Below are 21,417 nucleotides of genomic sequence, written 5' to 3'. Positions count from 1 at the left end.
CTTTTTTTTGCCTTCAAATTACGTTGAAAGGCTCGCGTGAGCGTTGTGCAGTGGGCGGTTTTGAATCGGCCCAGTTTTCCGGCAGATTGATGAAGTCCACCAACTCCCTCAGACGACCATGGGTACGGCCATTGAAGGCAAACGCCAGCCGTGCCAGATGGCTGAACTGTGCATCGTCGTGTTCTTCACCGCTGTAGGCGTGTTGATGAAACTCGTCGCTCAGGCACAGATCAGCGAATTCCTCCTGCATCTGAGCCAGCGCCTGGTCGCTGAGCTTGTGGTTCATGCGAATCACAAACTGCCGCTTGAGCCAGCGACTGGAGTGGAAGTTGCTATAGAACTGATTGATCTCGTTCACCGCGTCTTCAACGCTGTAAACCAGTCGCATCAACTTCATATCGGTCGGCAGGATATAGCGGTTTTCTTCCAGCTGATTGCGGATGAAGTCCAGCGCTCCCTGCCAGAAGTTACCGCCCGGAACATCCAGCAACACCACCGGCACCAATGGGCTTTTGCCGGTCTGAATCAGCGTCAGCACTTCCAGCGCTTCATCAAGGGTGCCGAAACCGCCCGGGCACAGTACCAGCGCGTCTGCCTCTTTGACGAAGAACAGTTTTCGGGTGAAGAAAAAGTGGAAGGGCAACAGATTGTCGGTGCCGTTGACGGTGGGGTTGGCATGTTGTTCGAAGGGCAGGGTGATGTTGAAACCCAAGCTGTGATCTCGACCGGCTCCTTCGTGGGCGGCGGCCATGATGCCGCCGCCGGCGCCGGTGATGACCATCATGTCCGCACGCGTCAGCGCTGCGCCGAGTTCGCGGGCCATCGCGTATAGCGGATGTTCCACCGGCGTGCGTGCCGAACCGAAAACGGTGACTTTGCGCCGGCCCTTGAATTGTTCGAGCACGCGGAACGCCTGCTCCAGTTCACGCAGGGCTTGCAGGGTGATCTTGGCGTTCCAGCGGTTGTGGTCTTCCTGAGCCATGCGCAGCACGGTGAGGATCATGTCGCGGTAGATGGGGATGTTCGGGCTGTCGGTGGAAACACGGTTGAGTTGGGCTTCGACCTGGCTGATGAGGTCGCCGCTTTCTTGAAAATGACGGCTCAAGAGGTCATTCGGTTGATAAGGCATTCAACGTCTCCTTCTGTACAGAGCGGTTAGCCCTGACAACCAGCGTCCGGGTCGCACTGCAAAAACACACAGGGCCGGCAGTTCCATTTCTGCCGTTAACGAATGAACGGGAATACTCTCAATCTAGACCCTCGCACGCATTCGCGCTGACTTGAACAGTGCGCTGTAACGTTTTGCCTGGCAACCGCTTACTGATTTGCGCCAAAGCCCCGCCGCTCGTCTGAACGTATCGCAAAGGGCCATCACTCTGATTTACTCAAATACAGACGTCGCAAGACAACCTTGCGTTTGCGCAAGGCCAGGCAATTCAAGGATTCGTGGGTGGCAAGGAGGCGGGATGCATGGTCAGAGTGGTTCTGGAGATCGATACTCAGCTGTATCGAATGTTGCAGGAGTCGGCCGAGACGCATCAATTGAGTCTCGAAGAAGAGTGCTGCCGACGATTGGCCGGCGGCGAACGCCGCTCGCGCTATCTGCAGGCGCTAGTGGCGGAACTGCGCGCCGAGGATGAACAGCGGCGCGCCAAGGCTTCGCGCTGATTACTTCTTTTTCGCTGGCGCGGCTTTCGGGCAATCGGATTCCTGATAGCTGGCCGAGCCGATCGCTTTGTTGGTTTTCACTTCGGTGAAGTCGTAACGCATGATCGCGCCCTTGGCCATCAGCTTGCGGTACGACGGGTTGTTGCACACCGACGCGCCCAACTGGAAATACACAGCCTTGGGATCGGCGCGCATCTTGTCGGCGTGGCTCTTTTGCACGCTCAGATGGTTGATCAGCTGTGTGCCTTCGACGGTGTAGCCTTGATCAAGAATGTCTTCATTGATCGCCCGTGGCGTGCCGACGCTGCTTTGGGCGGCGACGTTGCGCAGCTCTCGGTTCAGATTCTGCTCACTCAGGGACGCAGCCTGAGCGGTAAAGGACGACGCCAGCAGAATGGCAGCGGTGGGAACGATAAGGCGCAGCATGAAACTCTCCTGATTCGGTGACTGGTGGTTCGACCCGTCACGGGGCGGTGCGTTCAGTGGCGGCGAATTATAGGTGAGCCGGTCTGGACGGTACAGGCTTGTGGCCGTCGCTCTGGTAAACTGCCGGCCTTTATTGCCCTGCCGAGTGTCATTCGTGTCGAGTTTCCCTGTCTGCCGGTGTTGCCTGCGATGAACCATGCCCCCAACGCCGTGGCCCGCCTGCGCGATCAGCGCGAGGACGAAGGTATCAAGCCGATTCAGGCGCGCGGCTTTCGCTCCGAGCGTTGCCGCGATTGCCGGGTCATTATCAGTCATTGCCTGTGCGCGTGGCGGCCAAGCGTCGACACCCGTTCTGGCGTGTGCCTGATCATGACCGGCAAGGAAGTGTTCAAGCCAAGCAACACCGGTTGGCTGATTGCCGATGTGGTGCGCGACAACCATGCGTTCATCTGGTCACGCACCGAGCCCGACCCGCAGATGCTTGCACTGCTCAACGATCCGCAGTGGCAGCCGTATCTGGTGTTTCCGGGTGAGTATGTCGAACCGTCGCGGGTGACCAACACGGTGACAGTCAATAGCAGCAAGCGCCCGCTGTTCATACTGCTGGATGCGACCTGGACCGAGGCGCGCAAGATCTTTCGCAAGAGTCCGTATTTCGACCGCTTGCCGATCCTCAGCCTGCTGCCCGACAAACTCTCGCGCTATCGCCTGCGCCGTTCGACCCGCAGCGAGCACCTGTGCACCGCCGAAGTCGCGGCGTTGTGCCTGGAACTGGCCGGTGACAGCGATGCCGCCTCGGCGCTGGACGCCTATTTCGATGTGTTCAGCCAGCATTACCTCGGTGCCAAGCAGCAACTGGACATGAATGAATCAACCCCCGCTCACACCGAGCTGCTGCCCTATATACGAAAGCCGCAGCCGGAGTTGGCCCGATAGTGGCCCATACTGTCCACAGCGCTGGCCATCTTGCTTGACCACCCCGGCTGCGCTGGGCATGCTTGGCGCCGATTAGGGTGCGGCCAAGGTTTGAGACGCCGTGTTTGCTGTTGATTGGCGTCGAACGTGCCCCTGTGGATATCGCTTCCAACCGCTGCCTCGAGTTGCTTTGGCCAGACCGGAATCTACCGCGTCTGCCATCAAAAACAGGATCATTTGAAAAATGGCCACATACGACATCCTGATTGCCGATGATCACCCCCTGTTTCGCAGCGCCCTGCACCAAGCGGTGACGCTGGGCCTTGGCCCGGACGTGCGACTGGTGGAAGTGGCGAGCATCGCCGAACTGGAAGCGCGCCTGACCGAAAAGGCTGACTGGGATCTGGTCCTGCTGGATCTGAACATGCCCGGCGCCTATGGTTTTTCCGGGCTGGTGCTGCTGCGCGGGCAGTATCCGCAGATTCCGGTGGTGATGGTCTCTGCCCAGGAAGAAGCTTCGGTGATGGTCAAATCCCGCGAGTTCGGCGCCAGTGGCTTCATTCCCAAATCCAGCGATCTGAGCGTGATTCAGGAAGCGGTGCGCAAGGTGCTCGATGGCGACGTGTTCTGGCCGCCGCAAGCGTTCGAAGCGGTGAGTGTGTCGGATGAAGCGAAAGCCGCCAGCGATGGCCTCGCCAGCCTGACGCCGCAACAGTTCCGCGTGCTGACCATGGTCTGCGAAGGTCTGCTGAACAAGCAGATCGCTTATGAGCTGAGCGTGTCGGAAGCGACCATCAAGGCCCACGTCACGGCGATCTTTCGCAAATTGAACGTGCGCACCCGCACGCAAGCGGCTTTACTGCTGCAACAACTTGAGTCAATTCCGAGCCAGTGATGGCTGGCGTTTCACGCTTTTTTGACTTTCGTTGATCTAGCTTCCCCACACCTTTTTGGCTGGTTTCTTTCTTATGTCACCTTTCAAGGGCCAGACCGGCCTGAAACGCATCCTCAACGCGTCCGGCTATTCGCTCGATGGCCTGCGCGCCGCCTTCACTGGCGAAGCGGCATTCCGCCAATTGGTGCTGCTCAACGTGGTGCTGATTCCGCTGACATTCTTCCTTAATGTCAGCCGGGTCGAGCAGGCGGTGTTGATCGCGGTTTGCTTGCTGGCGCTGATTGTCGAGCTGCTGAATTCGGCGGTGGAAGCGGCCATTGACCGCATCTCGCTGGAATTGCATCCGCTGTCGAAGAACGCCAAGGACATGGGCAGCGCCGCGCAATTCGTGGCGCTGAGCATGATCGGACTGGTGTGGGCGGTGATTCTGCTTTAAGCGATGGTCGGCAAGACGATCTCGTCGCTGCGCTGCACCCCGGCGGTGAAAGCGCGACACAGCTCGAGAAACTCGCGCATGGCCGAGGTCTGGTATTTCTGTTTGTGCCAGATGAAATAGAACTGCCGGGCCAGGTCCAGATCCGGCGTCTCCACCGGCACCAGACTGCCGCGCCGGAAGGCATCGCGCAGCGCCAGCCGCGAAATGCAGCCAATCCCCAGCCCTGATTCCACTGCGCGCTTGATCGCTTCGGTGTGTTCCAGCTCGAGACGAATGTTCAGCGCGCTGCGATGGTGGCGCATGGCCTGGTCGAAGGTCAGCCGCGTGCCGGAACCCTGTTCCCGCAGAATCCATGCCTCATGGGTCAGTTCTTCCATCGTCGCACTGCCGCGCTTGGCCAACGGATGCTGCGGCGCACAAAACACCACCAGCTCATCCTCGACCCAACTCTGCACTTCGATGTCCGGGTGGCTGCAATCGCCTTCGATTAGACCCAGATCAATTTCGTAGTGGGCGACCTGCTGCACGATATTGGCAGTGTTCTGCACGTGCAGCTTGACCTGACTTTCCGGGTGGCGCTGCATGAAGCTGCCGATCAGCAGGGTGGCCAGATAGTTGCCTATGGTCAGCGTCGCCCCCACTGATAGAGAGCCGAAACCGGATTTGCCATTGAGCAGGTCTTCGATTTCCTTGGCCTGGTCGAGCAGGGCGACCGCTTGCGGCAACAGTTGTTTGCCCAGGGCGTTGAGGCTCAGGCGTTTGCCGGCGCGGTCGAACAGCTGGCAGCTGGACTGGCGCTCGAGCTCGGTGATCGAAGTGCTGGCCGCCGATTGCGAGAGGTTGAGCAGACCCGCAGCACGGGATACGCTTTCCTGCTGGGCGACGGCGACGAAAACTTGCAGTTGACGGAGAGTAAATCGCATATCGATATAACCGATAACCCTTATCTTAATAATCCAGTTAACAGATATTGTCGTCGCTATTAGAATGCGATGCAATTGCGCACGTTGAGCCTCATTGAGCCGCGCAGACCAATCTCCAGGAGTCAAACGTACATGAGCAACATGAACCACGAGCGTGTCCTCAGTGTTCATCACTGGAACGACACTCTGTTCAGCTTCAAGTGCACCCGCGATCCGGGCCTGCGCTTCGAGAACGGTCAGTTCGTGATGATCGGCCTGCAACAGCCCAACGGCCGCCCGCTTATGCGCGCTTACTCGATCGCCAGCCCGAACTGGGAAGAGCATCTCGAGTTCTTCAGCATCAAAGTGCAGGACGGTCCGCTGACGTCCCAGTTGCAGCACTTGAAGGAAGGCGACGAGATCATCATCTCGAAGAAGCCTACCGGCACGCTGGTTCTTGATGACCTGAACCCGGGCAAGCACCTGTACCTGCTGAGCACCGGTACCGGTCTGGCGCCGTTCATGAGCGTCATTCAGGACCCGGAAACCTACGAGCGTTTTGAGAAAGTGATCCTGGTTCACGGTGTGCGCTACGTCAACGAAGTCGCCTACCGCGAGTTCATCACCGAGCACCTGCCGCAGAACGAGTTCTTCGGCGAGGCGCTGCGTGACAAGCTGATCTACTACCCGACCGTGACCCGCGAGCCGTTCGAGAATCAGGGCCGCCTGACTGACCTGATGCGCAGCGGCAAGCTGTTCAGCGACATCGGCCTGCCACCGATCAACCCGCAGGACGACCGCGCGATGATTTGCGGCAGCCCGAGCATGCTCGACGAGACCAGCGAAGTGCTCGACAGCTTCGGCCTGAAGATCTCGGCGCGGATGCGCGAGCCGGGTGATTACCTGATCGAGCGTGCGTTCGTCGAAAAATAACCTGCGATACCTGTGGGAGCGAGCCCGCTCGCGAATGCGGTCTGTCATCAACGTTGATGTTGCATGACACGACGCCTTCGCGAGCAGGCTCGCTCCCACAGTTGGTTTTTCGGTGTGAGAGTAAAAGCCCGCGTTGCCTGAGAAGGCAGCGCGGGCTTTTTCGTTTGCGGGCTTTATGCCTCGGCCGGGATGACTTCCAGCACGCGGATCTGTTCGGGCGTCGGGTAATGCCAGCGCACGTCCAGGTCCCAGAACTGCGCACCATATTCACGTTCCGGTGCCGGTGTCTGATACGCCGGGCGCGGATCCTGAGCCAGACATTGTTCAATCAGCTCAACCAATGGCTCTTCAAGCCGCTGAGCGTGGGTGTGCGCTTGTTTCAAGGCTGAATCCGCCCACTGCACGTCGATCAGCTGCGGCGCGGCGCTGGCGATGTCATTGGTCGCCCCAGGGATGATGTCGGCATACGGCACATAGGGTTTGATATCCAGCACCGGCGTGCCGTCGAGCAGATCGATGCCGGAAATAAACAGGCGATTGCCTTCGATTTTGTCCAGCTTCACCACCGATTGGCCGATGCCGTTTGGCCGGTGCGTGGCGCGGGTGGCGAACACGCCCATCGACTTGTTGCCGCCCAGGCGAGGCGGGCGCACTTTCAGGCGCGGCTTGTCTTCCAGGGCTTGGTGGAACAGAAACAACAGCCACACATGGCTGACCTGTTCCAGCCCCTGCACGGCGTCACCCTGATCGAACGGCGCGACCAGTTCCAGCACGCCACGGGCGGCCGGTGCCAGTTGCGGCTGGCGGGGGATGGCGAACTTCTCCTTGAAGCAGGAGCGCACGAAGCCGATGGGGGAGACGCTGTAAGTCATGGTCTGGGATCGAAGCGGGTAGGGCGGGCATGATAACCCGGCTCGCTTCAAGTCTGGTGGTGACAGGGCTGGCCTCTTCGCGAGCAGGCTCGCTCCCACAATGTAGCTGCGTCGTGTATGAAATCCCTGTGGGAGCGAGCCTGCTCGCGAATGCCGCACCGCCGACCTACAGACTGAACCCTCCATCCAGCGGAATGATGTTCCCGGTCATATAAGCCCCCGCCGTACTCGCCAGGCTGATCGCCAGCGCCGCCATCTCTTCCTCACGCCCCCAGCGCTTCATCGGAATCAGCGCCGTATCCTCAGCCAACGCCTGCTCATCATTACCAATATGCTGGGTCATCTTGCTCGGAAACCGTCCCGGCGCAATCACGTTGACGTTGATGTGCTGGCTCACCAGTTCTCGCGCCAGAATGCGCGACAACTGATGCAGGGCGGCCTTGCTCGGCCCATAGGCATACGCCTGCTCGCCAAATGAAGAAATCCCCGCCACAGAACCGATATTGATGATCCGCGCCGGATTCGCCGCCGAGCCAGCCCTGCGCAGCAACGGCAGAAACTGCTGGATGCAACTGAACACCGACGTCACGTTGAGCTGCATGACCTTTTCCCAGCCCTTGACCGGATAACTCTCCAGCGGCGCGCCCCACGTGGTGCCGGCGTTGTTCACCAGAATGTCCACATGAGTGATCTGCTCGCTCAGGCGCGCGGCCAGTTCCCGCACGCCTTCTTCGGTCGCCAGATTCGCCGCCACGCCGTGGCAACTGCCCAGCGCGCCAAGTTCTTCGGCGGTTTGATGGCAGGCTTCGACGTCGCGCGAGCACACGTAGACATGGGCGCCGGCCTCGACGAACGCCTTGGCGATCATCTTGCCGATACCACGGGTGCCGCCGGTCACCAGAGCGGTGCGGCCTTGCAGGGAAAAGTAGGGATGCATGGCGAGTCCTGAAGATTAGGGATCAGTCCACCCTAGTCGTCAGCTGCGAAAAGCGGAGCCATTATTTTTGCAGGGAATGAGGTGCCATGCGGCCAGCTTCGAGTTGCAAGCCACAAGCGGCAAGTTAAAGCAGGGGCTAACTTGCAGCTTGCAGCTTGCAGCTTGCAGCTTGTAGCTGCTTTACGCTCTAACGCGCAGCGTGAGCCCTTTGAGGAAGTTACGCAGCAACTGGTCGCCACACGGGCGATAGTTGGTGTGGCCGACCTTGCGGAACAGCGCGCTCAGTTCAGGCTTGGATACCGGAAACTCGGCGGCCTTGAGGATCGCGTGCATGTCGTCTTCTTTCAGTTCGAAGGCCACGCGCAGTTTTTTCAGAATGATGTTGTTGGTCACCGGCACTTCGATCGGTTGCGGCGGACGGCTTTCGTCCTTGCCGCGCTTGAAGATCACCAGACCGTCGAGGAAGTGCGCGATGACTTCGTCCGGGCAGCGTACGAAGCCTTCTTCGTCTTCTTCTTTCTTGTCGAGCCAGGTGATGACATCGGCGAGCGTGACGTCCATGCCGCCCAGTTTGATGATCTCGACAACTTTCTTGTCGCTGATGTCGAGCATGTAGCGCACGCTGCGCAGTACGTCGTTATGAACCATGTCGGTATTCCTGATGCGTTGTGGGCAGCGCTCGTAAGCGCTGCCGGAATGTGGGGCGGCAGTGGAAGTTCTAGAACTTCTCTTTGCCGGACAGGTAGCGCCATTGGCCAACCGGGACCTTGCCGATCGACACGCCGCCGATGCGGATGCGACGGATGCCGATGACCTTCAGGCCAACCGCTTCGCAGAACTGCGCAATGATTCCCGGCTGCGGGTTTTTCATGGCGAAGCGCAGACGGTTTTCGTTCTGCCAGCTGGCCTTGACCGGCGGCAGCTCCTTGCCCTTGTGCGTCAGGCCGTGTTGCAGGCGGTTGAGGCCGTGGGCAGCCATCTCACCTTCGACTTCGACGATGTATTCCTGCTCGATCTTCGCCGCGTCGGCGGTGAGCTTGCGCAGGATTTTCCAGTCCTGGGTGAACACCAGCAGGCCGCTGGCCTTGGGCTGCAGGTCGGCGCTGGCGGTCAGGCGCAGGAAATGCCCGCGCAACGGACGCTTGCCGTAGCGGTGCTCTTCGCTGAGAGTTTCGGCGCTGAGCGTTTGCATGGCGCTGTCGACATCCATGCCGGCGGGCGCGTTGAGCAGGATGGTCACCGGCTCCGGCGCAGTGGCCTTGGCGTCCTTGTCGAGCTCGACCTTTTGCTCGCCGACCTTGAATTGCGGCTCATCGATGACTTCGCCGTCCACGGTGACCCAGCCGCCCTCGATGAACAGCTCGGCCTCCCGGCGGGAGCAACCGACCAGTTCGATGAGGCGTTTGGAGAGGCGAATCGGGTCAGTCATGACGGGGCCGTAACAAAAAAGGGGTGGGCATTGTACCTGTGTGGAAGCGGTTAAGCCCGGTTCCATTTGCAGGCGCTATATTCAATGTGGAAGCGAGCCTGCTCGCGAAGGCGTCCTGCCAGTCTATGTATGCAGTGACTGATACACCGCATTCGCGAGCAGGCTCGCTCCCACAGGGGGTCCATGGTGTGTCAGCCGTTGCTTGAGCGCTGTGGGGACTGCCGCAAGCGCATATGCAGCAGCGGATACGGCTGGCCCATGCCATCGACCTCGGAGCGGCCGATCACTTCAAATCCCTGCTTTTCATAAAAGCCCAAGGCTTGCGGGTTCTGCTCATTGACGTCGAGTTCATCGGCATTGAGCCGTTCGATCGCATAGCGCAGCAATTGCTTGCCCAGTCCCTGACCACGATGATCAGGATCGATGAACAACATTTCAATCTTGCCCGCCGCCACACCGGCAAACCCGGTGATGCGCTGCTGGCGGTCCTTGGTGCAGATCAGCATGACCGCATCGAGATAGCGGGTGAGCACCAGATTGCGCAGCAGCTCGATGTAGCTGTCCGGCAGGAACTGGTGAGTCGCACGGACCGAGGCCTCCCAGACCCGGGTCAGTTCTTCGTAATCGCTGATTTTCGGTGTGTGAATGACCGAATGCTGACGCATGTGCGTGTGCCTCTTGTGCGGTTCAAGGGAGTCCGTCCCCCGCTAAACGATAGCCGCAAAAAAGCCCCGTATCTCGGAAAAGAGCGGGGCTTCTGGATACAGCGCTATCCCCCTGTGGGAGCGAGCCTGCTCGCGAAGGCATTGTGTCAGGCAATATTTACAGCGACTGACCCAGCGCATTCGCGAGCAGGCTCGCTCCCACAGGTATTTTGCGGTGCTTAGATCTGCTCAGCCCACAAATCATATTCGTCGGCATCAGTCACCTTGCACCAGACCTTGTCGCCCGGCTTCAGGTTGCTGCCATTGTCGATAAACACGTTGCCATCGATTTCCGGGGCGTCGAAGAAGCAACGGCCGACCGCACCTTGTTCGTCAACCTCGTCCACCAGCACTTCAATCTCACGACCGATGCGCATTTGCAGGCGTGCCGAGCTGATCGCCTGCTGGTGCGCCATGAAGCGCTCCCAACGATCCTGCTTGACGTCGTCCGGTACCACTTCCAGATCCAGATCATTCGCTGGTGCGCCGTCAACCGGCGAGTACTGGAAGCAGCCGACGCGGTCGAGCTGGGCTTCGGTCAGCCAGTTGAGCAGGTACTGGAAGTCTTCTTCGGTTTCGCCCGGGAAGCCGACGATGAAGGTCGAACGGATGATCAGGTCCGGGCAGATTTCGCGCCAGTTCTTGATGCGCGCCAGGGTCTTGTCTTCGAACGCCGGGCGTTTCATCGATTTCAGGACTTTCGGGCTGGCGTGCTGGAACGGGATATCCAGGTACGGCAGGATCTTGCCGGCGGCCATCAGTGGAATCAGCTCGTCGACGTGCGGGTACGGATAAACGTAGTGCAGGCGGACCCAGACGCCCAGCGTGCTCAGCGCCTCGCAAAGCTCGGTCATGCGGGTTTTCACCGGCGCGCCGTTCCAGAAGCCGGTGCGATATTTCACATCAACGCCGTAAGCGCTGGTGTCTTGCGAGATCACCAGCAGCTCTTTGACGCCGGATTTCACCAGGCGCTGAGCTTCGTCGAGCACATCACCGACCGGACGGCTGACCAGTTTGCCGCGCATCGACGGGATGATGCAGAACGAGCAGCTGTGGTTGCAGCCTTCGGAAATCTTCAGGTAGGCGTAGTGGCGTGGGGTCAGTTTGATGCCTTGCGGCGGCACCAGGTCGATCAGCGGGTTGTGATCCTGACGCGGCGGCACCACTTCGTGCACGGCGTTGACCACTTGCTCGTACTGCTGCGGACCGGTCACGGCGAGCACGCTCGGGTGTACGTCGCGGATGTTGCCTTCTTCCACGCCCATGCAACCGGTGACGATGACCTTGCCGTTTTCCTTGATCGCTTCACCGATTACTTCCAAAGATTCAGCCTTGGCCGAATCGATGAAGCCGCAGGTGTTGACGACTACAACGTCGGCGTCCTGATAGGTGGACACCACGTCATAACCTTCCATGCGCAGCTGGGTCAGGATGCGCTCGGAGTCGACCAGTGCTTTCGGGCAACCCAGAGATACAAAGCCAACCTTTGGATTGGCCGGCGCAGGAGTGGTGGACATGTCTAACCTCGGTGTTTTGTGACGTCGCTTGCTTGATGCGCAAGCCGACGGATGGGCGCTTGAGATGCGCCTCTGATCAAAAAGTGCGCAATTCTAGCGGCGGGCAACGCACTTGACCAGCTTTATACGGGGAAATACGACGAGTGCTGCGCTATGCTTCGCGCCGTTGAGCTTTACCGATTTCGTGCAGTCAATCATTGGTCTGTAACAACAGGTAAAACAGCGCATGCTGCAACTCAAAGCATAGTGCTTCCTTCAAAGAAGCCGGTATCGAGATCAGGAGTGTTGGATGGGTCAGGCAAGTAGTCATGCGGCGGGCGCCGAGGGTTCGGCAAGCAGACCGCTGAGCATGCTGGTCGCGGCGGTCGGGGTGGTTTATGGCGACATTGGCACGAGCCCGTTGTACACCCTCAAGGAAGTGTTTTCCGGCGGTTATGGTGTGCCGGTCAATCACGACGGTGTGCTCGGCATTCTGTCGTTGATCTTCTGGTCGCTGATCTGGGTGGTCTCGATCAAATACATGATGTTCGTCCTGCGCGCCGACAACCAGGGCGAGGGCGGCATCATGGCCCTGACGGCACTGGCACGGCGGGCAGCGGCGGGGCGCAAGCGCCTGCGCACGTTGTTGGTGGTGTGCGGGCTGATCGGCGCGGCGCTGTTCTATGGCGACAGCATGATCACCCCGGCCATTTCGGTGCTGTCGGCGATTGAAGGCCTCGGCCTGGCGTTTGAAGGCATCGATCACTGGGTGGTGCCGCTGTCGCTGGTCGTGCTGGTCGCGCTGTTTCTGATTCAGCGCCACGGTACCGCGCGGATCGGCATTCTGTTCGGGCCGATCATGGTCACCTGGTTCCTCGTCCTCGGCGCCCTCGGTGTGTACGGCATCAGCCACACCCCGGAAGTGCTGCACGCGCTGAACCCGATGTGGGCGGTGAATTTTTTCGTCGTGCACCCGGGCATGGGCGTAGCGATCCTCGGCGCGGTAGTGCTGGCGCTGACCGGCGCCGAAGCGCTGTACGCCGACATGGGCCACTTCGGCCGCAAGCCGATCGCTCGCGCCTGGTTCCTGCTGGTGCTGCCGGCGCTGGTGCTCAACTACTTCGGCCAGGGCGCATTGCTGCTGGAAAACCCTGACGCAGCGCGTAACCCGTTCTACCTGCTGGCACCGAGCTGGGCGCTGATTCCGCTGGTCGGCCTTTCGACCCTGGCCACGGTGATCGCCTCGCAAGCGGTGATTTCCGGCGCGTTCTCCCTGACCCGTCAGGCGATCCAGCTCGGTTACATCCCGCGCATGTACATCCAGCACACCTCCAGCGACGAGCAGGGCCAGATCTACATCGGTGCGGTGAACTGGGCGCTGATGGTCGGCGTGGTCCTGTTGGTGCTGGGCTTCGAATCTTCCGGTGCACTGGCCTCGGCCTACGGCGTGGCAGTGACCGGCACCATGCTGATGACTACCATTCTGGTGTCGGCGGTCATGCTGCTGCTGTGGAAATGGCCACCAATCCTCGCGGTGCCGGTGTTGCTTGGCTTCCTGTTGGTGGACGGTCTGTACTTCGCCGCCAATGTGCCGAAGATCGTTCAGGGCGGCGCGTTCCCGGTGATCGCCGGTATCGCCCTGTTCGTGCTGATGACCACCTGGAAGCGCGGCAAACAACTGCTGGTCGAACGCCTCGACGAAGGCGCGCTGCCGCTGCCGATCTTCATCAGCAGCATCCGCGTGCAACCGCCGCATCGCGTACAGGGCACCGCCGTGTTCCTCACCGCCCGCTCCGACGCCGTGCCCCATGCCTTGTTGCACAACCTGCTGCATAACCAGGTGCTGCATGAGCAAGTGGTGTTGCTGACGGTGGTCTACGAAGACATCCCGCGCGTACCGCCATCGCGGCGCTTCGAGGTCGAAGCGCACGGAGAGGGTTTCTTCCGGGTGATCCTGCACTTTGGTTTCACCGACGAGCCGGACGTGCCGCAAGCGCTGAAGCTGTGTCATCTGGATGATCTGGACTTCAGCCCGATGCGCACAACCTACTTCCTCAGCCGCGAAACGGTGATTGCCTCGAAACTGGAAGGCATGGCGCGTTGGCGTGAGGCGCTGTTTGCGTTCATGTTGAAGAATGCCAATGGCAATTTGCGGTTCTTCAATCTGCCGTTGAACCGAGTGATCGAGTTGGGGACGCAGGTGGAAATGTAAGCCTCGCTTCAACTGAAAAGCCCCCGTCAGCTTCAAGGCTGGCGGGGGCTTTTTTGTGCCCGCACATAAACCTCGAACCCACGCAAATCCCCTGTGGGAGCGAGCTTGCTCGCGAAGGCGTAGTGTCAGTCGACAATCTGTTAACTGACCCTCCGCATTCGCGAGCAAGCTCGCTCCCACAAGGGTTCTGTGGTGTTAGTGGCTTTCAGGCAATTCTTCTTCAGATTCGGTCTTTGTGCGAGCAGGTCGCGGCATCAGCGCTTGAATCACATCATCAATCAAGGCTTTGCCCATCACCGTCAGATAATGCGCCGCCCAGGCATGGCGGTCGGTGTCTCTTATGAAGGCAGCGTCCTCGGCGAAGGATTTGGCGAGGGACAGCAGGTCGGAGGATTGGGACAAGGCATCGATGATCGGGATGCCGGCGCGGACGTTGAAGAACGCTCGATCCGAGTTGTAGAGGAAAGGGGTGAAGCCGATGGTTTTAGCGTTTGCAAGTCCGTGCAGATCAGTTTCGGTCATCGTGTTACTCCTTGGTTCGAAGTGCCGCGACTTTCGTTACCACGCGAAAGGGAGGCAACTGTACGCAGGGTGGTAAACCGGGAACCAAGGAAACCGGCACGCCCGAAAGCGTCCCACGCACAGCCGCCATAACTTGAGGAGCGCGCTGTTGCGATGGTTTCTCCGGGTTACCACACCCGATCGCTGAATGGGTCAGCGACGTCCGGAGAGTATCCCGTCGAAAAACAGCGCAATAGAGCGGCAAAGCGCCCGAACACGAGTTTCGGAGTTTGCCTACAAGGTCTGTGGGCGTCATCTGATATTGCGAAACTGGAAGTAAACGATACTAAACGTCTGACACGAACACAGCCATGACGATATGCGGGCAAGGTATGCAGCGATTAGTGATTTACCCAAGGGCTTGACGACCCGGCCTCGGTAGTGAGACAAGTGTCCACGTTTTATGGAATGTGGACACTTGAGGTTTTGATCTAAATGAAGAGTCAAGACATTTTACTATTGTTCAAAATGGCCAGTCTCCACGCTCAGGAAGAGAACCTCATGGGGGAGATGGAGGCCGAATCGAATTCGGACAGGGTCGAAGAGCTGCTCAGGCCTTATGTCGTCAGCCGAATGACCGCAGGGCAAAGTGTGGGGAAGCCATTGGTCACCTATTCCACTGATGGGGAAGACACTCTCTTCCTGCGCCGCGAATTCGACTCGCCTTTCGCTGATGGGCCAGGTTGGGAGGGATGGGCGGAACCGGCATCTGATCCACCGCTGACAAGTTGGAGTGATCGGTACTCCTTACGTGCGCTGTCTGCCTCTCTCGGACTGAGCAAAAGCGAAGTCTCAAATGCTCTCGCCCGGTGCCGGGAATCTGGATTGCTCATTCATGATTACGACACCGGGCTTGCCAAAGTGCACCGCCGGGAACTGCTGAAAATTACCGAGCACGCGCTGAAGTACTTCTTCCCGGTCAAGCCTGGCGCGATGGTTCGTGGCATACCCACAGGTTTTGCAGCGCCTGCGCTGTCCAAAAGCATCAAGAGTGCGGGTGGTTTGATTCCGGTCTGGCCGGATGCGCAGGGAACCGAGCGAGGCCAAGCGATCGAGCCGCTTTACAAAACAGTGCCGGAAGCGGTGAAAAAAGACCGGATTCTTTACCACTATCTGGCGCTCGCTGATGCAATCCGTCTGGGTGGTCCGCGTGAGTGTGGTGTGGCAATCAGTATTCTGAAGGCAGGGATGGGGCTGAAATAACATGTCGTCAAACGCGGATCACAACTACGAACTCATTGAGTTCGTGGCTGGAGGCTTGGGCGAGGCGTTTCTCGCCGAAGTTGCTTTTGTTGGCGGTTGCACAACCGCCATGCTGGTTACAGATACAGCCGTGCTGGACGACATTCGTTTCACTGATGACGTTGATCTAGTGATCGAGTTGGCCGGTATCAGCGCCTGGAACCAACTCACCGAACGGCTGGCGGCCAAGGGATTCAAGATCACGGGTGAGGACGAGGTGAATTGTCGTTTTCGCTTCAATGACGTTGTCGTGGATGTCATGCCTTCCGACCCTGCAGTGCTCGGCTATGCCAACCGCTGGTTCGTCGAGGGGCTGGCGAGGGCGGATAAATTCACCCTGCCCAGCGGCACTGCCATCCAGATATTCCAGCCCGCGTATTTTCTCGCGACGAAACTGGAAGCTTTCGCCGGTCGGGGAAATGGCGATCCTTATCACAAGGATGTCGAGGATATGATCATCTTGATCGATGGTCGGCCTGAGCTGTTGGAGGAGGTGGTCCAGGCTGACAAGGACCTCAAGGCATTCATTACAGAGGGAGTCCAGAAGCTGATGGCGCTCGATGGGGTTGGCTACGTGATCGAAAGTTCAGGCTCGGTGCAGGCGAATCCAGGCAGAGGGCAGATTATTCACAGGCGTATGAAAGCGCTGGCCAGCGCATGAGATACCTCTCCCGATCAATCACTGGGCAAGCCAGCAGAGCAAATAATGACTATGCCGGAGCTACCTGTGAGGGTGACCGTGGTTTTTTTGTTGTCGCGGATGGCACTTCAAGGCGCGGCAGTGGACAGCTGGCTGAATGCTTCGTAAGCGGCATGTTGGCGGCTCATTCTACACAGTTGGAGCAGGGGGGCTATCCTGCAGAACCCGGAGCTATCGAGCGTCTATTGGGTTCAATACTGTCGGATTTTCATGCGTCGTTGCCTGCTGATCAGACGGGAGCCATCTGTTACCTGATTGGCTTGGTCGCTCATGGCCGACTCACCGTTGCATACGAAGGTGACTGTTCATGCGGGATTGTGACGCTGTTGGGAGCCATCGAGTGGATTACGCCTCCTCACTGCAAGGCCAATTGGCGGCGCGACCGTTCGCACTGTGAGTTGGCGCAAGATCCAGCTCGAAATTCAGTAACGCGATGCTTGAAGATCAACCGGGTTCCGAACCCTGACTTTGTTTGGTGTGAACTGGAGGCTGTTGAGCGCTTGGTATTTGTCACTGATGGCTTTTGGGCGGACTTGACGCAAGTCCAGCAAAGCAGTTTGTTGGCGGCGCCGGATAGCGACTTTAGCGTTGGCGACGATGATGTCACGTGGATAGATGTTCAGCTTGGCCGGCGGGACTGACGAGTTGTCTGAGTCCGGCACAATACCCTGTGGGAGCGCGAAGACGTAGTGTCAGTCGACGAATCTGTAAACTGACCCACCGCTTCGCGAGCAAGCTCGCTCCCACAGGGATTTTGGTGGCGGCTGGAATGTAAAAAGCCCCCGTAACTGCGAAGTTGTGGGGGCCTTTTGTGGATGCGGCTCAGATCACTCTTCGGCGACCGAGTCCTTGCTCTGGCGCTTCTCGATCAAGTCCACCAGACGCTTGGCCAGCGCCGGGTAGTTCTCGTCGAAGTGGTGGCCACCAGGCAGTTTCACCGCTTCACCAACAGCAGTCTTGTCCGTGCAGCCACTCTCATCCGTCTCTTCTTCACCATAGATGCACACAACCTTGGCCGCCGGCAGTTTGGCCATTTCCGGGCCGGTGGCGGCTTCTTTGCCGGCGTTACCCAACCAGCCTTCGACTTCGATTTCAAAGCTGCCGGTGCGGGCGAAGGCGAGCAGGATGATCGCGTCGACGCGTTGCTGTTCGTTTTCTGGCAGGCGGTTGTAGATCGCCGGGAGGACGTCAGCGCCGAACGAGTAGCCGGTGAGGATGAAACGCTTGGTGCCCCATTTCTGCCGGTAGTGCTGCATCAGTTCGGTGAGGTCGAGCGCGCTTTGCTCGGGGCTTTTGTGCTGCCAGTAGTAGCGCAAGGTATCGATGCCGACCACCGGGTAGCCGATCTTGGCCATTTCCCCGGCCACGTCGCGGTCGAGGTCGCGCCAGCCGCCGTCGCCGGAGAGGAACAGGGTCACGGTGTCGTTGGCCTGACCGGCCGGCACTTCCACGACCGGGATCGCCAGACCGCCGTTGGCCTTGTCGCCGCCGACGAGGATTTTGCGCAGTTCGTTGTTCAGCACTTGCGGCAGATTGATGTCGTAGTCGCTGATGCTGGTTTCGGCGTTTGGTTGATCGCGTACGAAACCTGCGCTGGCGTCGTCCGGGTTATCGTTCCACGCCACCAGCCAGTGGCCGTGGGCGGCGGATTTCGGCAGCAGGTGGGTGCAGCCGGGTTTTTCCAGGGCCAGATCGACGGAGATGGCCTGGGCCTTGTCGTCTTTCTGTTCCGCCAGCCAGCGCCACGCCAGTACGGCGCCAGGGCCGATGCCGCTGACCAGGGTGGCCGGGCCATTCAATTCGCGCAGGCCCGATTGCAGGGCACGGCTTTGCAGCAGGCAGTCCTTGGGCAGGATCACCTGAACGATCTGCGCCGAGGCGCTGCGGCTGAGGGTGGTCAGTTGTTTCTCGGAGAGCTTCTGTTCGTCGGTGACGGCAACCAGCACCTGAGCCTTCGGCTTGCTGCCGGGGATCACGCGGGTCATGGCTGTGCCATCGGCGGGTTTCAGTTGTTCGACGGTCGGTTCCGGTGCCGGGCGTTTGAGGTACCAGTAACCGCCGCCGGCAATCACGGCCAGCACGAGCAGGGCGGCCAGGATGTACTTCAGGGAGCGTTGAATCATCAGCGTTTCACCAATCCAGTCAAGCCGCCCGCGATCAGGGCAGCAGTGTCGGCCAGCGCCACGAGCGGATCGAGTCCGGCGGGCACGGCCATATAACGGGGTTCCCAGTCAGGCTGGAACTTGTCTTTGAAACGGCGCAAACCTTGGAAGTTGTACAGCTGCTCACCACGGCGGAAAACCATCGAGCCCAGGCGCTGGGTCAGCGGTGCGCCGCGCCGGGGTTGCAGCCCCGACAACGGCACCATGCCCAGGCTGAAGCGCGCGTATCCGTGACTCTTATAGTGTTGAATCAGGCCGACCATCATGAATTCCATGGTCAGCTTCGGCGCTTCCGGGTGCGCGCGCATCAGATCGAGACTGGCCAGATCGTGGCTGTAGGTCTCGAGCAGATTGGCGAACGCCACCGGGCGGCCTTCGAAGCGAATCACCGCAATGCGGAAATGCTTCAGGTAATCGTCGCTGAAACGGCCGAGGGAGAAGCCTTTCTCACGCACGTTCTTGCCGGTCAGCCAGGCATCGGAAATCACCTTCAGCTCGTCCATCGGCGCCTGGCCCGGCTCATGGATTTCCAGCGACAGACCATCGCGGGTGCCACGGTTCCAGGTGTAGCGCAGGTCCTTCATCTCCTTGCCCTTGGCTTCCAGATCGAAGCGCAGCAGATCGACCCGGGCTTCTTCGCCGAGCTTGATCGCCGTCAGGCCGATGTCCATGTAGTACGGCAGGTTCTCCGCACGTACCTGATAGAAAACCGGGCGCGTATGGTGGATGTCGCAAAGGTCGCGGAACTGCCAGATCATTTCCGCACGTTGCTGGCTCGGCCCGATCGGGTCGTACAGCGCCACCAGACTGCGGCCACGACGGGCGTACATCAGGAACGCCTCATCGTTGGGATGAAACAGCAACGCCTTGTCACCGGTCAGCGCGAGGCCGCCGTCGGGTTGTGACGAGGCCATGAGGATTTTTGCCGCGCGATCCAGTTCGTCCGGCGTCGGCAAATGAATCACCGGGCGCGCGGTGCGCAGCAACCAGGTCAGGGAGATGATCACCAGCAACACCGCCGCGCCGAGCAGCGAGCGCAGGCCACGCGGCGCGTCAGCATCGAGGGTGAACTGCCACCACAATTGATGGCTGTAGGGCACGTCCTGATAGGCGAACAGCAGCAACCAGGCCGAAGCGCCCAGCACGCAGAGACTGGCGACCAGATACAGCGGAGAAAACGGCAGTTCGGTCAAACGGCTCGGGCGATAGAAGGAGCGGCGGAACACGCCGAGCAGCGCGGCCGTAAACGTCATCAGCGTGGCTTCTTCCCAGTCGAAGCCTTTGAGTAGCGAGAGCAGGGCGCCGACCAGCAGCAGAATGACGGTCAGCATCCACGCCGCCGACAGGCGTCGGCGCAGACCTTGGGCGAGCAACAGACACAAAACGCCAATCAGGCTGGCGCCGAAGTGCGACGCGTCGACCAGGCGATGCGGGATCAGAAAACCGATGTGTTCCAGACGCGTGTCGATTTCCGGTGTGGCGCCGGAAAACAGCAGCACCACGCCAGACAGAAACACCAGCACCGCCAGAACCGGCGCGGCCAGACCGGACGCGGCGCGCATGGTCTGGGATTGGAACAGGCGCTGGCCTTCGTTGATCAGCAGCAATACGCAAGCGACCAGCAGCGGCAGCACCACGTAGATCAGGCGATACAGCAGTAGGGCAGCGGCCAGCGGTGCGGCGCCAAGCTTGTCGGCAAACGCGGCGAGCAGAATCGCCTCGAACACACCGACGCCGCCAGGTACATGACTGAGGACACCGGCGGCGAGGGCCAGCAGGTACACCAGCAGGAACGGCGCAAACGGCGGCGCTTCCGGCAGCAACAAATACAGAACGGTGGCGGCAGCCGCGACGTCGAGGGCGGTGATTACGAGTTGAAGAAAGGTCAGGCGCCGACCCGGCAGACGCAGGGTGCGCCGCCCGGCACGGACCAGCAGATTGTCGGGGTAGGGTTGTTCCGGCAGACGACGGCGATAGATGCCGATCGCCAGCACTGCACCGAGGATCAGTACGGCAGCGGCGACCGAGCCGAGCAAGACTTCGGACAGTCCCAGCGCTTGCGAGGCGGCGGGCAGGTTGCTCAGGGTGGCCAGCGCTGCCAGTGGCGGCAAGGCGCAGCCCAGCGAGAGGCTGGCAAATAGCGTCATGTGCGCAACTTCCGACGCACCGACGCCCAGTCGCGCATATAAACGATAACGAACCGAGCCGCCGGACAGCAGCGACAGACCAATGGCATTGCCAATCGCAAATGCAGTGAAGCCGCCGAGCGCGAGGGTGCGCGGCGGCAGTTTCACGCCAGCGTAGCGGCTGGCCGACCATTCATAGCCGAGCAGAATGATGAAACCGACCACGGTCGCGCCAATGGCGCCAAGCAGGGCGGGCTTCGGCACGTCAAGAATCGAGTCATGCAATGCGTCGAGATCAAGCTCGGCGAGCAGATGGCGGCAGGCAATCAGGGCAATGGCAAACAGCAGCAACGTGACGGCCAGACCGATCGGCTGACGGTATTTGCTTAATCGATCCAGCCAGCGCAAACGCTCGGGTTTGATCGGTTGTTCTGCTGTAACGGTGTCTTGTGGATCAGACGAGTTGGCGCGCATCAATCACCTCTTGGATTGTGCGCGACAGGATGGAGGTATCCAGCCAAGTTACCAATCCCTGTAGAAAAAAATAATCACAAAATACTACGCCTCTCGTCGGGCATCGGCGAGGGCAGTTCCTGGATTGCAGAAACCCTGTCTGCGACTCAAGCATAGTCGCAAGTCAGTGGTTCTGATGATCCCCAGCGGTTCACTGCACAGTGACAGATCATTGTTGCGAAAGGACTTTTTCAACAGATACAAAAAAGGCCACTCTTTCGAGTAGCCTTTTTTGATGTTTGGTTGCGGGAGCCGGATTTGAACCGACGACCTTCGGGTTATGAGCCC

The 21,417-nt window shown here is 59.6% G+C and carries 21 protein-coding genes; 9 read left to right on the top strand and 12 right to left on the bottom strand.

Annotated features, from left to right (window positions below):
• Positions 1 to 13: 13 nt before the first annotated feature.
• On the bottom strand, positions 14 to 1,129 hold the full coding sequence (locus D8U61_RS10795) for a TIGR00730 family Rossman fold protein (RefSeq protein ID WP_130902021.1): 1,116 nt from the start codon (positions 1,127 to 1,129) through the stop codon (positions 14 to 16).
• 341 nt (positions 1,130 to 1,470) lie between these two features.
• Here D8U61_RS10795 and D8U61_RS10790 point away from each other — a divergent pair, with 341 nt between their 5' ends.
• The gene (locus D8U61_RS10790; RefSeq protein WP_016770569.1) at positions 1,471 to 1,668 is read left to right on the top strand and encodes a hypothetical protein; all 198 of its coding nucleotides are present in this window, start codon (positions 1,471 to 1,473) and stop codon (positions 1,666 to 1,668) included.
• Here the strand turns inward: D8U61_RS10790 and D8U61_RS10785 are convergent, their stop codons facing one another.
• The gene (locus D8U61_RS10785) at positions 1,669 to 2,094 is read right to left on the bottom strand and encodes a PA3611 family quorum-sensing-regulated virulence factor (RefSeq protein WP_007908738.1); all 426 of its coding nucleotides are present in this window, start codon (positions 2,092 to 2,094) and stop codon (positions 1,669 to 1,671) included.
• Between the two features lie 189 nt (positions 2,095 to 2,283).
• Between D8U61_RS10785 and D8U61_RS10780 the strand changes: the two genes are divergently transcribed.
• The 3 genes from D8U61_RS10780 to D8U61_RS10770 all read left to right on the top strand — a co-directional run bounded on the left by D8U61_RS10780 (position 2,284) and on the right by D8U61_RS10770 (position 4,340).
• Positions 2,284 to 3,030, top strand: coding sequence for a tRNA-uridine aminocarboxypropyltransferase (locus tag D8U61_RS10780; protein ID WP_125925221.1), 747 nt, complete (start codon positions 2,284 to 2,286; stop codon positions 3,028 to 3,030).
• Positions 3,031 to 3,253: 223 nt separating this feature from the next.
• Entirely contained in the window at positions 3,254 to 3,904 is a 651-nt protein-coding gene (gene erdR, locus D8U61_RS10775) for a response regulator transcription factor ErdR (protein ID WP_016771412.1), read from the top strand.
• Positions 3,905 to 3,977: 73 nt separating this feature from the next.
• The gene (locus D8U61_RS10770; protein WP_016771411.1) at positions 3,978 to 4,340 is read left to right on the top strand and encodes a diacylglycerol kinase; all 363 of its coding nucleotides are present in this window, start codon (positions 3,978 to 3,980) and stop codon (positions 4,338 to 4,340) included.
• Here D8U61_RS10770 and D8U61_RS10765 read toward each other — a convergent pair.
• A complete protein-coding gene (locus tag D8U61_RS10765; RefSeq protein WP_024011881.1) occupies positions 4,337 to 5,263 on the bottom strand; it encodes a LysR family transcriptional regulator in 927 nt (308 codons plus the stop codon). The genes D8U61_RS10770 and D8U61_RS10765 overlap by 4 nt on opposite strands.
• Positions 5,264 to 5,395: 132 nt before the next feature.
• On the opposite strand from D8U61_RS10765, the gene fpr reads away from it, so the two are divergent.
• Positions 5,396 to 6,175, top strand: coding sequence for a ferredoxin-NADP reductase (fpr, locus tag D8U61_RS10760; RefSeq protein WP_007908723.1), 780 nt, complete (start codon positions 5,396 to 5,398; stop codon positions 6,173 to 6,175).
• Positions 6,176 to 6,348: 173 nt separating this feature from the next.
• Here fpr and tsaA read toward each other — a convergent pair whose 3' ends face one another.
• The 6 genes from tsaA to rimO form a co-directional block, all read right to left on the bottom strand.
• A complete protein-coding gene (gene tsaA, locus D8U61_RS10755) occupies positions 6,349 to 7,047 on the bottom strand; it encodes a tRNA (N6-threonylcarbamoyladenosine(37)-N6)-methyltransferase TrmO (protein ID WP_130926898.1) in 699 nt (232 codons plus the stop codon).
• 166 nt (positions 7,048 to 7,213) lie between these two features.
• Positions 7,214 to 7,984, bottom strand: coding sequence for an SDR family oxidoreductase (locus tag D8U61_RS10750; RefSeq protein ID WP_130926897.1), 771 nt, complete (start codon positions 7,982 to 7,984; stop codon positions 7,214 to 7,216).
• Positions 7,985 to 8,164: 180 nt separating this feature from the next.
• The gene (locus D8U61_RS10745) at positions 8,165 to 8,632 is read right to left on the bottom strand and encodes a DUF1456 family protein (RefSeq protein WP_016771408.1); all 468 of its coding nucleotides are present in this window, start codon (positions 8,630 to 8,632) and stop codon (positions 8,165 to 8,167) included.
• 70 nt (positions 8,633 to 8,702) lie between these two features.
• Entirely contained in the window at positions 8,703 to 9,413 is a 711-nt protein-coding gene (locus tag D8U61_RS10740; RefSeq protein ID WP_024011885.1) for an rRNA pseudouridine synthase, read from the bottom strand.
• 191 nt (positions 9,414 to 9,604) lie between these two features.
• Positions 9,605 to 10,078 (bottom strand): GNAT family N-acetyltransferase, encoded by a 474-nt coding sequence (locus D8U61_RS10730; protein ID WP_130926896.1) that lies wholly within the window; start codon positions 10,076 to 10,078, stop codon positions 9,605 to 9,607.
• A 218-nt stretch (positions 10,079 to 10,296) separates the two neighbouring features.
• A complete protein-coding gene (gene rimO / locus D8U61_RS10720) occupies positions 10,297 to 11,634 on the bottom strand; it encodes a 30S ribosomal protein S12 methylthiotransferase RimO (protein ID WP_024011887.1) in 1,338 nt (445 codons plus the stop codon).
• Positions 11,635 to 11,923: 289 nt separating this feature from the next.
• Here rimO and D8U61_RS10715 point away from each other — a divergent pair, with 289 nt between their 5' ends.
• The gene (locus D8U61_RS10715; protein ID WP_024011888.1) at positions 11,924 to 13,825 is read left to right on the top strand and encodes a potassium transporter Kup; all 1,902 of its coding nucleotides are present in this window, start codon (positions 11,924 to 11,926) and stop codon (positions 13,823 to 13,825) included.
• Positions 13,826 to 14,020: 195 nt separating this feature from the next.
• Here D8U61_RS10715 and D8U61_RS10710 read toward each other — a convergent pair whose 3' ends face one another.
• Positions 14,021 to 14,347, bottom strand: coding sequence for a DUF3077 domain-containing protein (locus D8U61_RS10710; RefSeq protein ID WP_024011889.1), 327 nt, complete (start codon positions 14,345 to 14,347; stop codon positions 14,021 to 14,023).
• Positions 14,348 to 14,821: 474 nt separating this feature from the next.
• Between D8U61_RS10710 and D8U61_RS10705 the strand changes: the two genes are divergently transcribed.
• From D8U61_RS10705 to D8U61_RS10695, 3 genes are read left to right on the top strand one after another with little or no spacing between them, the layout of a single operon-like run.
• Entirely contained in the window at positions 14,822 to 15,589 is a 768-nt protein-coding gene (locus tag D8U61_RS10705; protein WP_123442999.1) for a MarR family transcriptional regulator, read from the top strand.
• Between the two features lies 1 nt (position 15,590).
• On the top strand, positions 15,591 to 16,289 hold the full coding sequence (locus D8U61_RS10700) for a hypothetical protein (protein WP_123442998.1): 699 nt from the start codon (positions 15,591 to 15,593) through the stop codon (positions 16,287 to 16,289).
• On the top strand, positions 16,286 to 16,969 hold the full coding sequence (locus D8U61_RS10695) for a serine/threonine protein phosphatase (protein ID WP_125925226.1): 684 nt from the start codon (positions 16,286 to 16,288) through the stop codon (positions 16,967 to 16,969). The genes D8U61_RS10700 and D8U61_RS10695 overlap by 4 nt, the downstream gene beginning before the upstream one ends.
• A 186-nt stretch (positions 16,970 to 17,155) precedes the next feature.
• Here the strand turns inward: D8U61_RS10695 and D8U61_RS10690 are convergent, their stop codons facing one another.
• Both D8U61_RS10690 and mprF read right to left on the bottom strand, forming a co-directional pair.
• Positions 17,156 to 18,451: an AcvB/VirJ family lysyl-phosphatidylglycerol hydrolase gene (locus D8U61_RS10690; RefSeq protein ID WP_130902016.1), complete on the bottom strand. Its 1,296-nt coding sequence runs from the start codon at positions 18,449 to 18,451 to the stop codon at positions 17,156 to 17,158.
• Positions 18,451 to 21,090 carry a bifunctional lysylphosphatidylglycerol flippase/synthetase MprF gene (mprF, locus tag D8U61_RS10685; protein ID WP_125918034.1) on the bottom strand — a complete coding sequence of 880 codons (2,640 nt, stop codon included), beginning with the start codon at positions 21,088 to 21,090 and terminating at the stop codon, positions 18,451 to 18,453. Before mprF ends, D8U61_RS10690 begins: the two co-directional genes overlap by 1 nt.
• Between the last annotated feature and the right edge of the window lie 327 nt (positions 21,091 to 21,417).

Source organism: Pseudomonas sp. Sample_14 (assembly GCF_004307515.1).
GTDB classification, from domain to species: domain Bacteria; phylum Pseudomonadota; class Gammaproteobacteria; order Pseudomonadales; family Pseudomonadaceae; genus Aquipseudomonas; species Aquipseudomonas atacamensis.
The sequence above is the reverse complement of the archived record's forward strand: the minus strand, read 5'-3'. Positions and strand labels throughout refer to the sequence as shown.

Coding starts and splice junctions, on each gene's coding strand:
- D8U61_RS10795 (WP_130902021.1), bottom strand. CDS start 1,129: ATGCCTTATCAACCGAATGACCTCTTGAGCCGTCATTTTCAAGAAAGC.
- D8U61_RS10790 (WP_016770569.1), top strand. CDS start 1,471: ATGGTCAGAGTGGTTCTGGAGATCGATACTCAGCTGTATCGAATGTTG.
- D8U61_RS10785 (WP_007908738.1), bottom strand. CDS start 2,094: ATGCTGCGCCTTATCGTTCCCACCGCTGCCATTCTGCTGGCGTCGTCC.
- D8U61_RS10780 (WP_125925221.1), top strand. CDS start 2,284: ATGAACCATGCCCCCAACGCCGTGGCCCGCCTGCGCGATCAGCGCGAG.
- erdR (WP_016771412.1), top strand. CDS start 3,254: ATGGCCACATACGACATCCTGATTGCCGATGATCACCCCCTGTTTCGC.
- D8U61_RS10770 (WP_016771411.1), top strand. CDS start 3,978: ATGTCACCTTTCAAGGGCCAGACCGGCCTGAAACGCATCCTCAACGCG.
- D8U61_RS10765 (WP_024011881.1), bottom strand. CDS start 5,263: ATGCGATTTACTCTCCGTCAACTGCAAGTTTTCGTCGCCGTCGCCCAG.
- fpr (WP_007908723.1), top strand. CDS start 5,396: ATGAGCAACATGAACCACGAGCGTGTCCTCAGTGTTCATCACTGGAAC.
- tsaA (WP_130926898.1), bottom strand. CDS start 7,047: ATGACTTACAGCGTCTCCCCCATCGGCTTCGTGCGCTCCTGCTTCAAG.
- D8U61_RS10750 (WP_130926897.1), bottom strand. CDS start 7,984: ATGCATCCCTACTTTTCCCTGCAAGGCCGCACCGCTCTGGTGACCGGC.
- D8U61_RS10745 (WP_016771408.1), bottom strand. CDS start 8,632: ATGGTTCATAACGACGTACTGCGCAGCGTGCGCTACATGCTCGACATC.
- D8U61_RS10740 (WP_024011885.1), bottom strand. CDS start 9,413: ATGACTGACCCGATTCGCCTCTCCAAACGCCTCATCGAACTGGTCGGT.
- D8U61_RS10730 (WP_130926896.1), bottom strand. CDS start 10,078: ATGCGTCAGCATTCGGTCATTCACACACCGAAAATCAGCGATTACGAA.
- rimO (WP_024011887.1), bottom strand. CDS start 11,634: ATGTCCACCACTCCTGCGCCGGCCAATCCAAAGGTTGGCTTTGTATCT.
- D8U61_RS10715 (WP_024011888.1), top strand. CDS start 11,924: ATGGGTCAGGCAAGTAGTCATGCGGCGGGCGCCGAGGGTTCGGCAAGC.
- D8U61_RS10710 (WP_024011889.1), bottom strand. CDS start 14,347: ATGACCGAAACTGATCTGCACGGACTTGCAAACGCTAAAACCATCGGC.
- D8U61_RS10705 (WP_123442999.1), top strand. CDS start 14,822: ATGAAGAGTCAAGACATTTTACTATTGTTCAAAATGGCCAGTCTCCAC.
- D8U61_RS10700 (WP_123442998.1), top strand. CDS start 15,591: ATGTCGTCAAACGCGGATCACAACTACGAACTCATTGAGTTCGTGGCT.
- D8U61_RS10695 (WP_125925226.1), top strand. CDS start 16,286: ATGAGATACCTCTCCCGATCAATCACTGGGCAAGCCAGCAGAGCAAAT.
- D8U61_RS10690 (WP_130902016.1), bottom strand. CDS start 18,451: ATGATTCAACGCTCCCTGAAGTACATCCTGGCCGCCCTGCTCGTGCTG.
- mprF (WP_125918034.1), bottom strand. CDS start 21,090: ATGCGCGCCAACTCGTCTGATCCACAAGACACCGTTACAGCAGAACAA.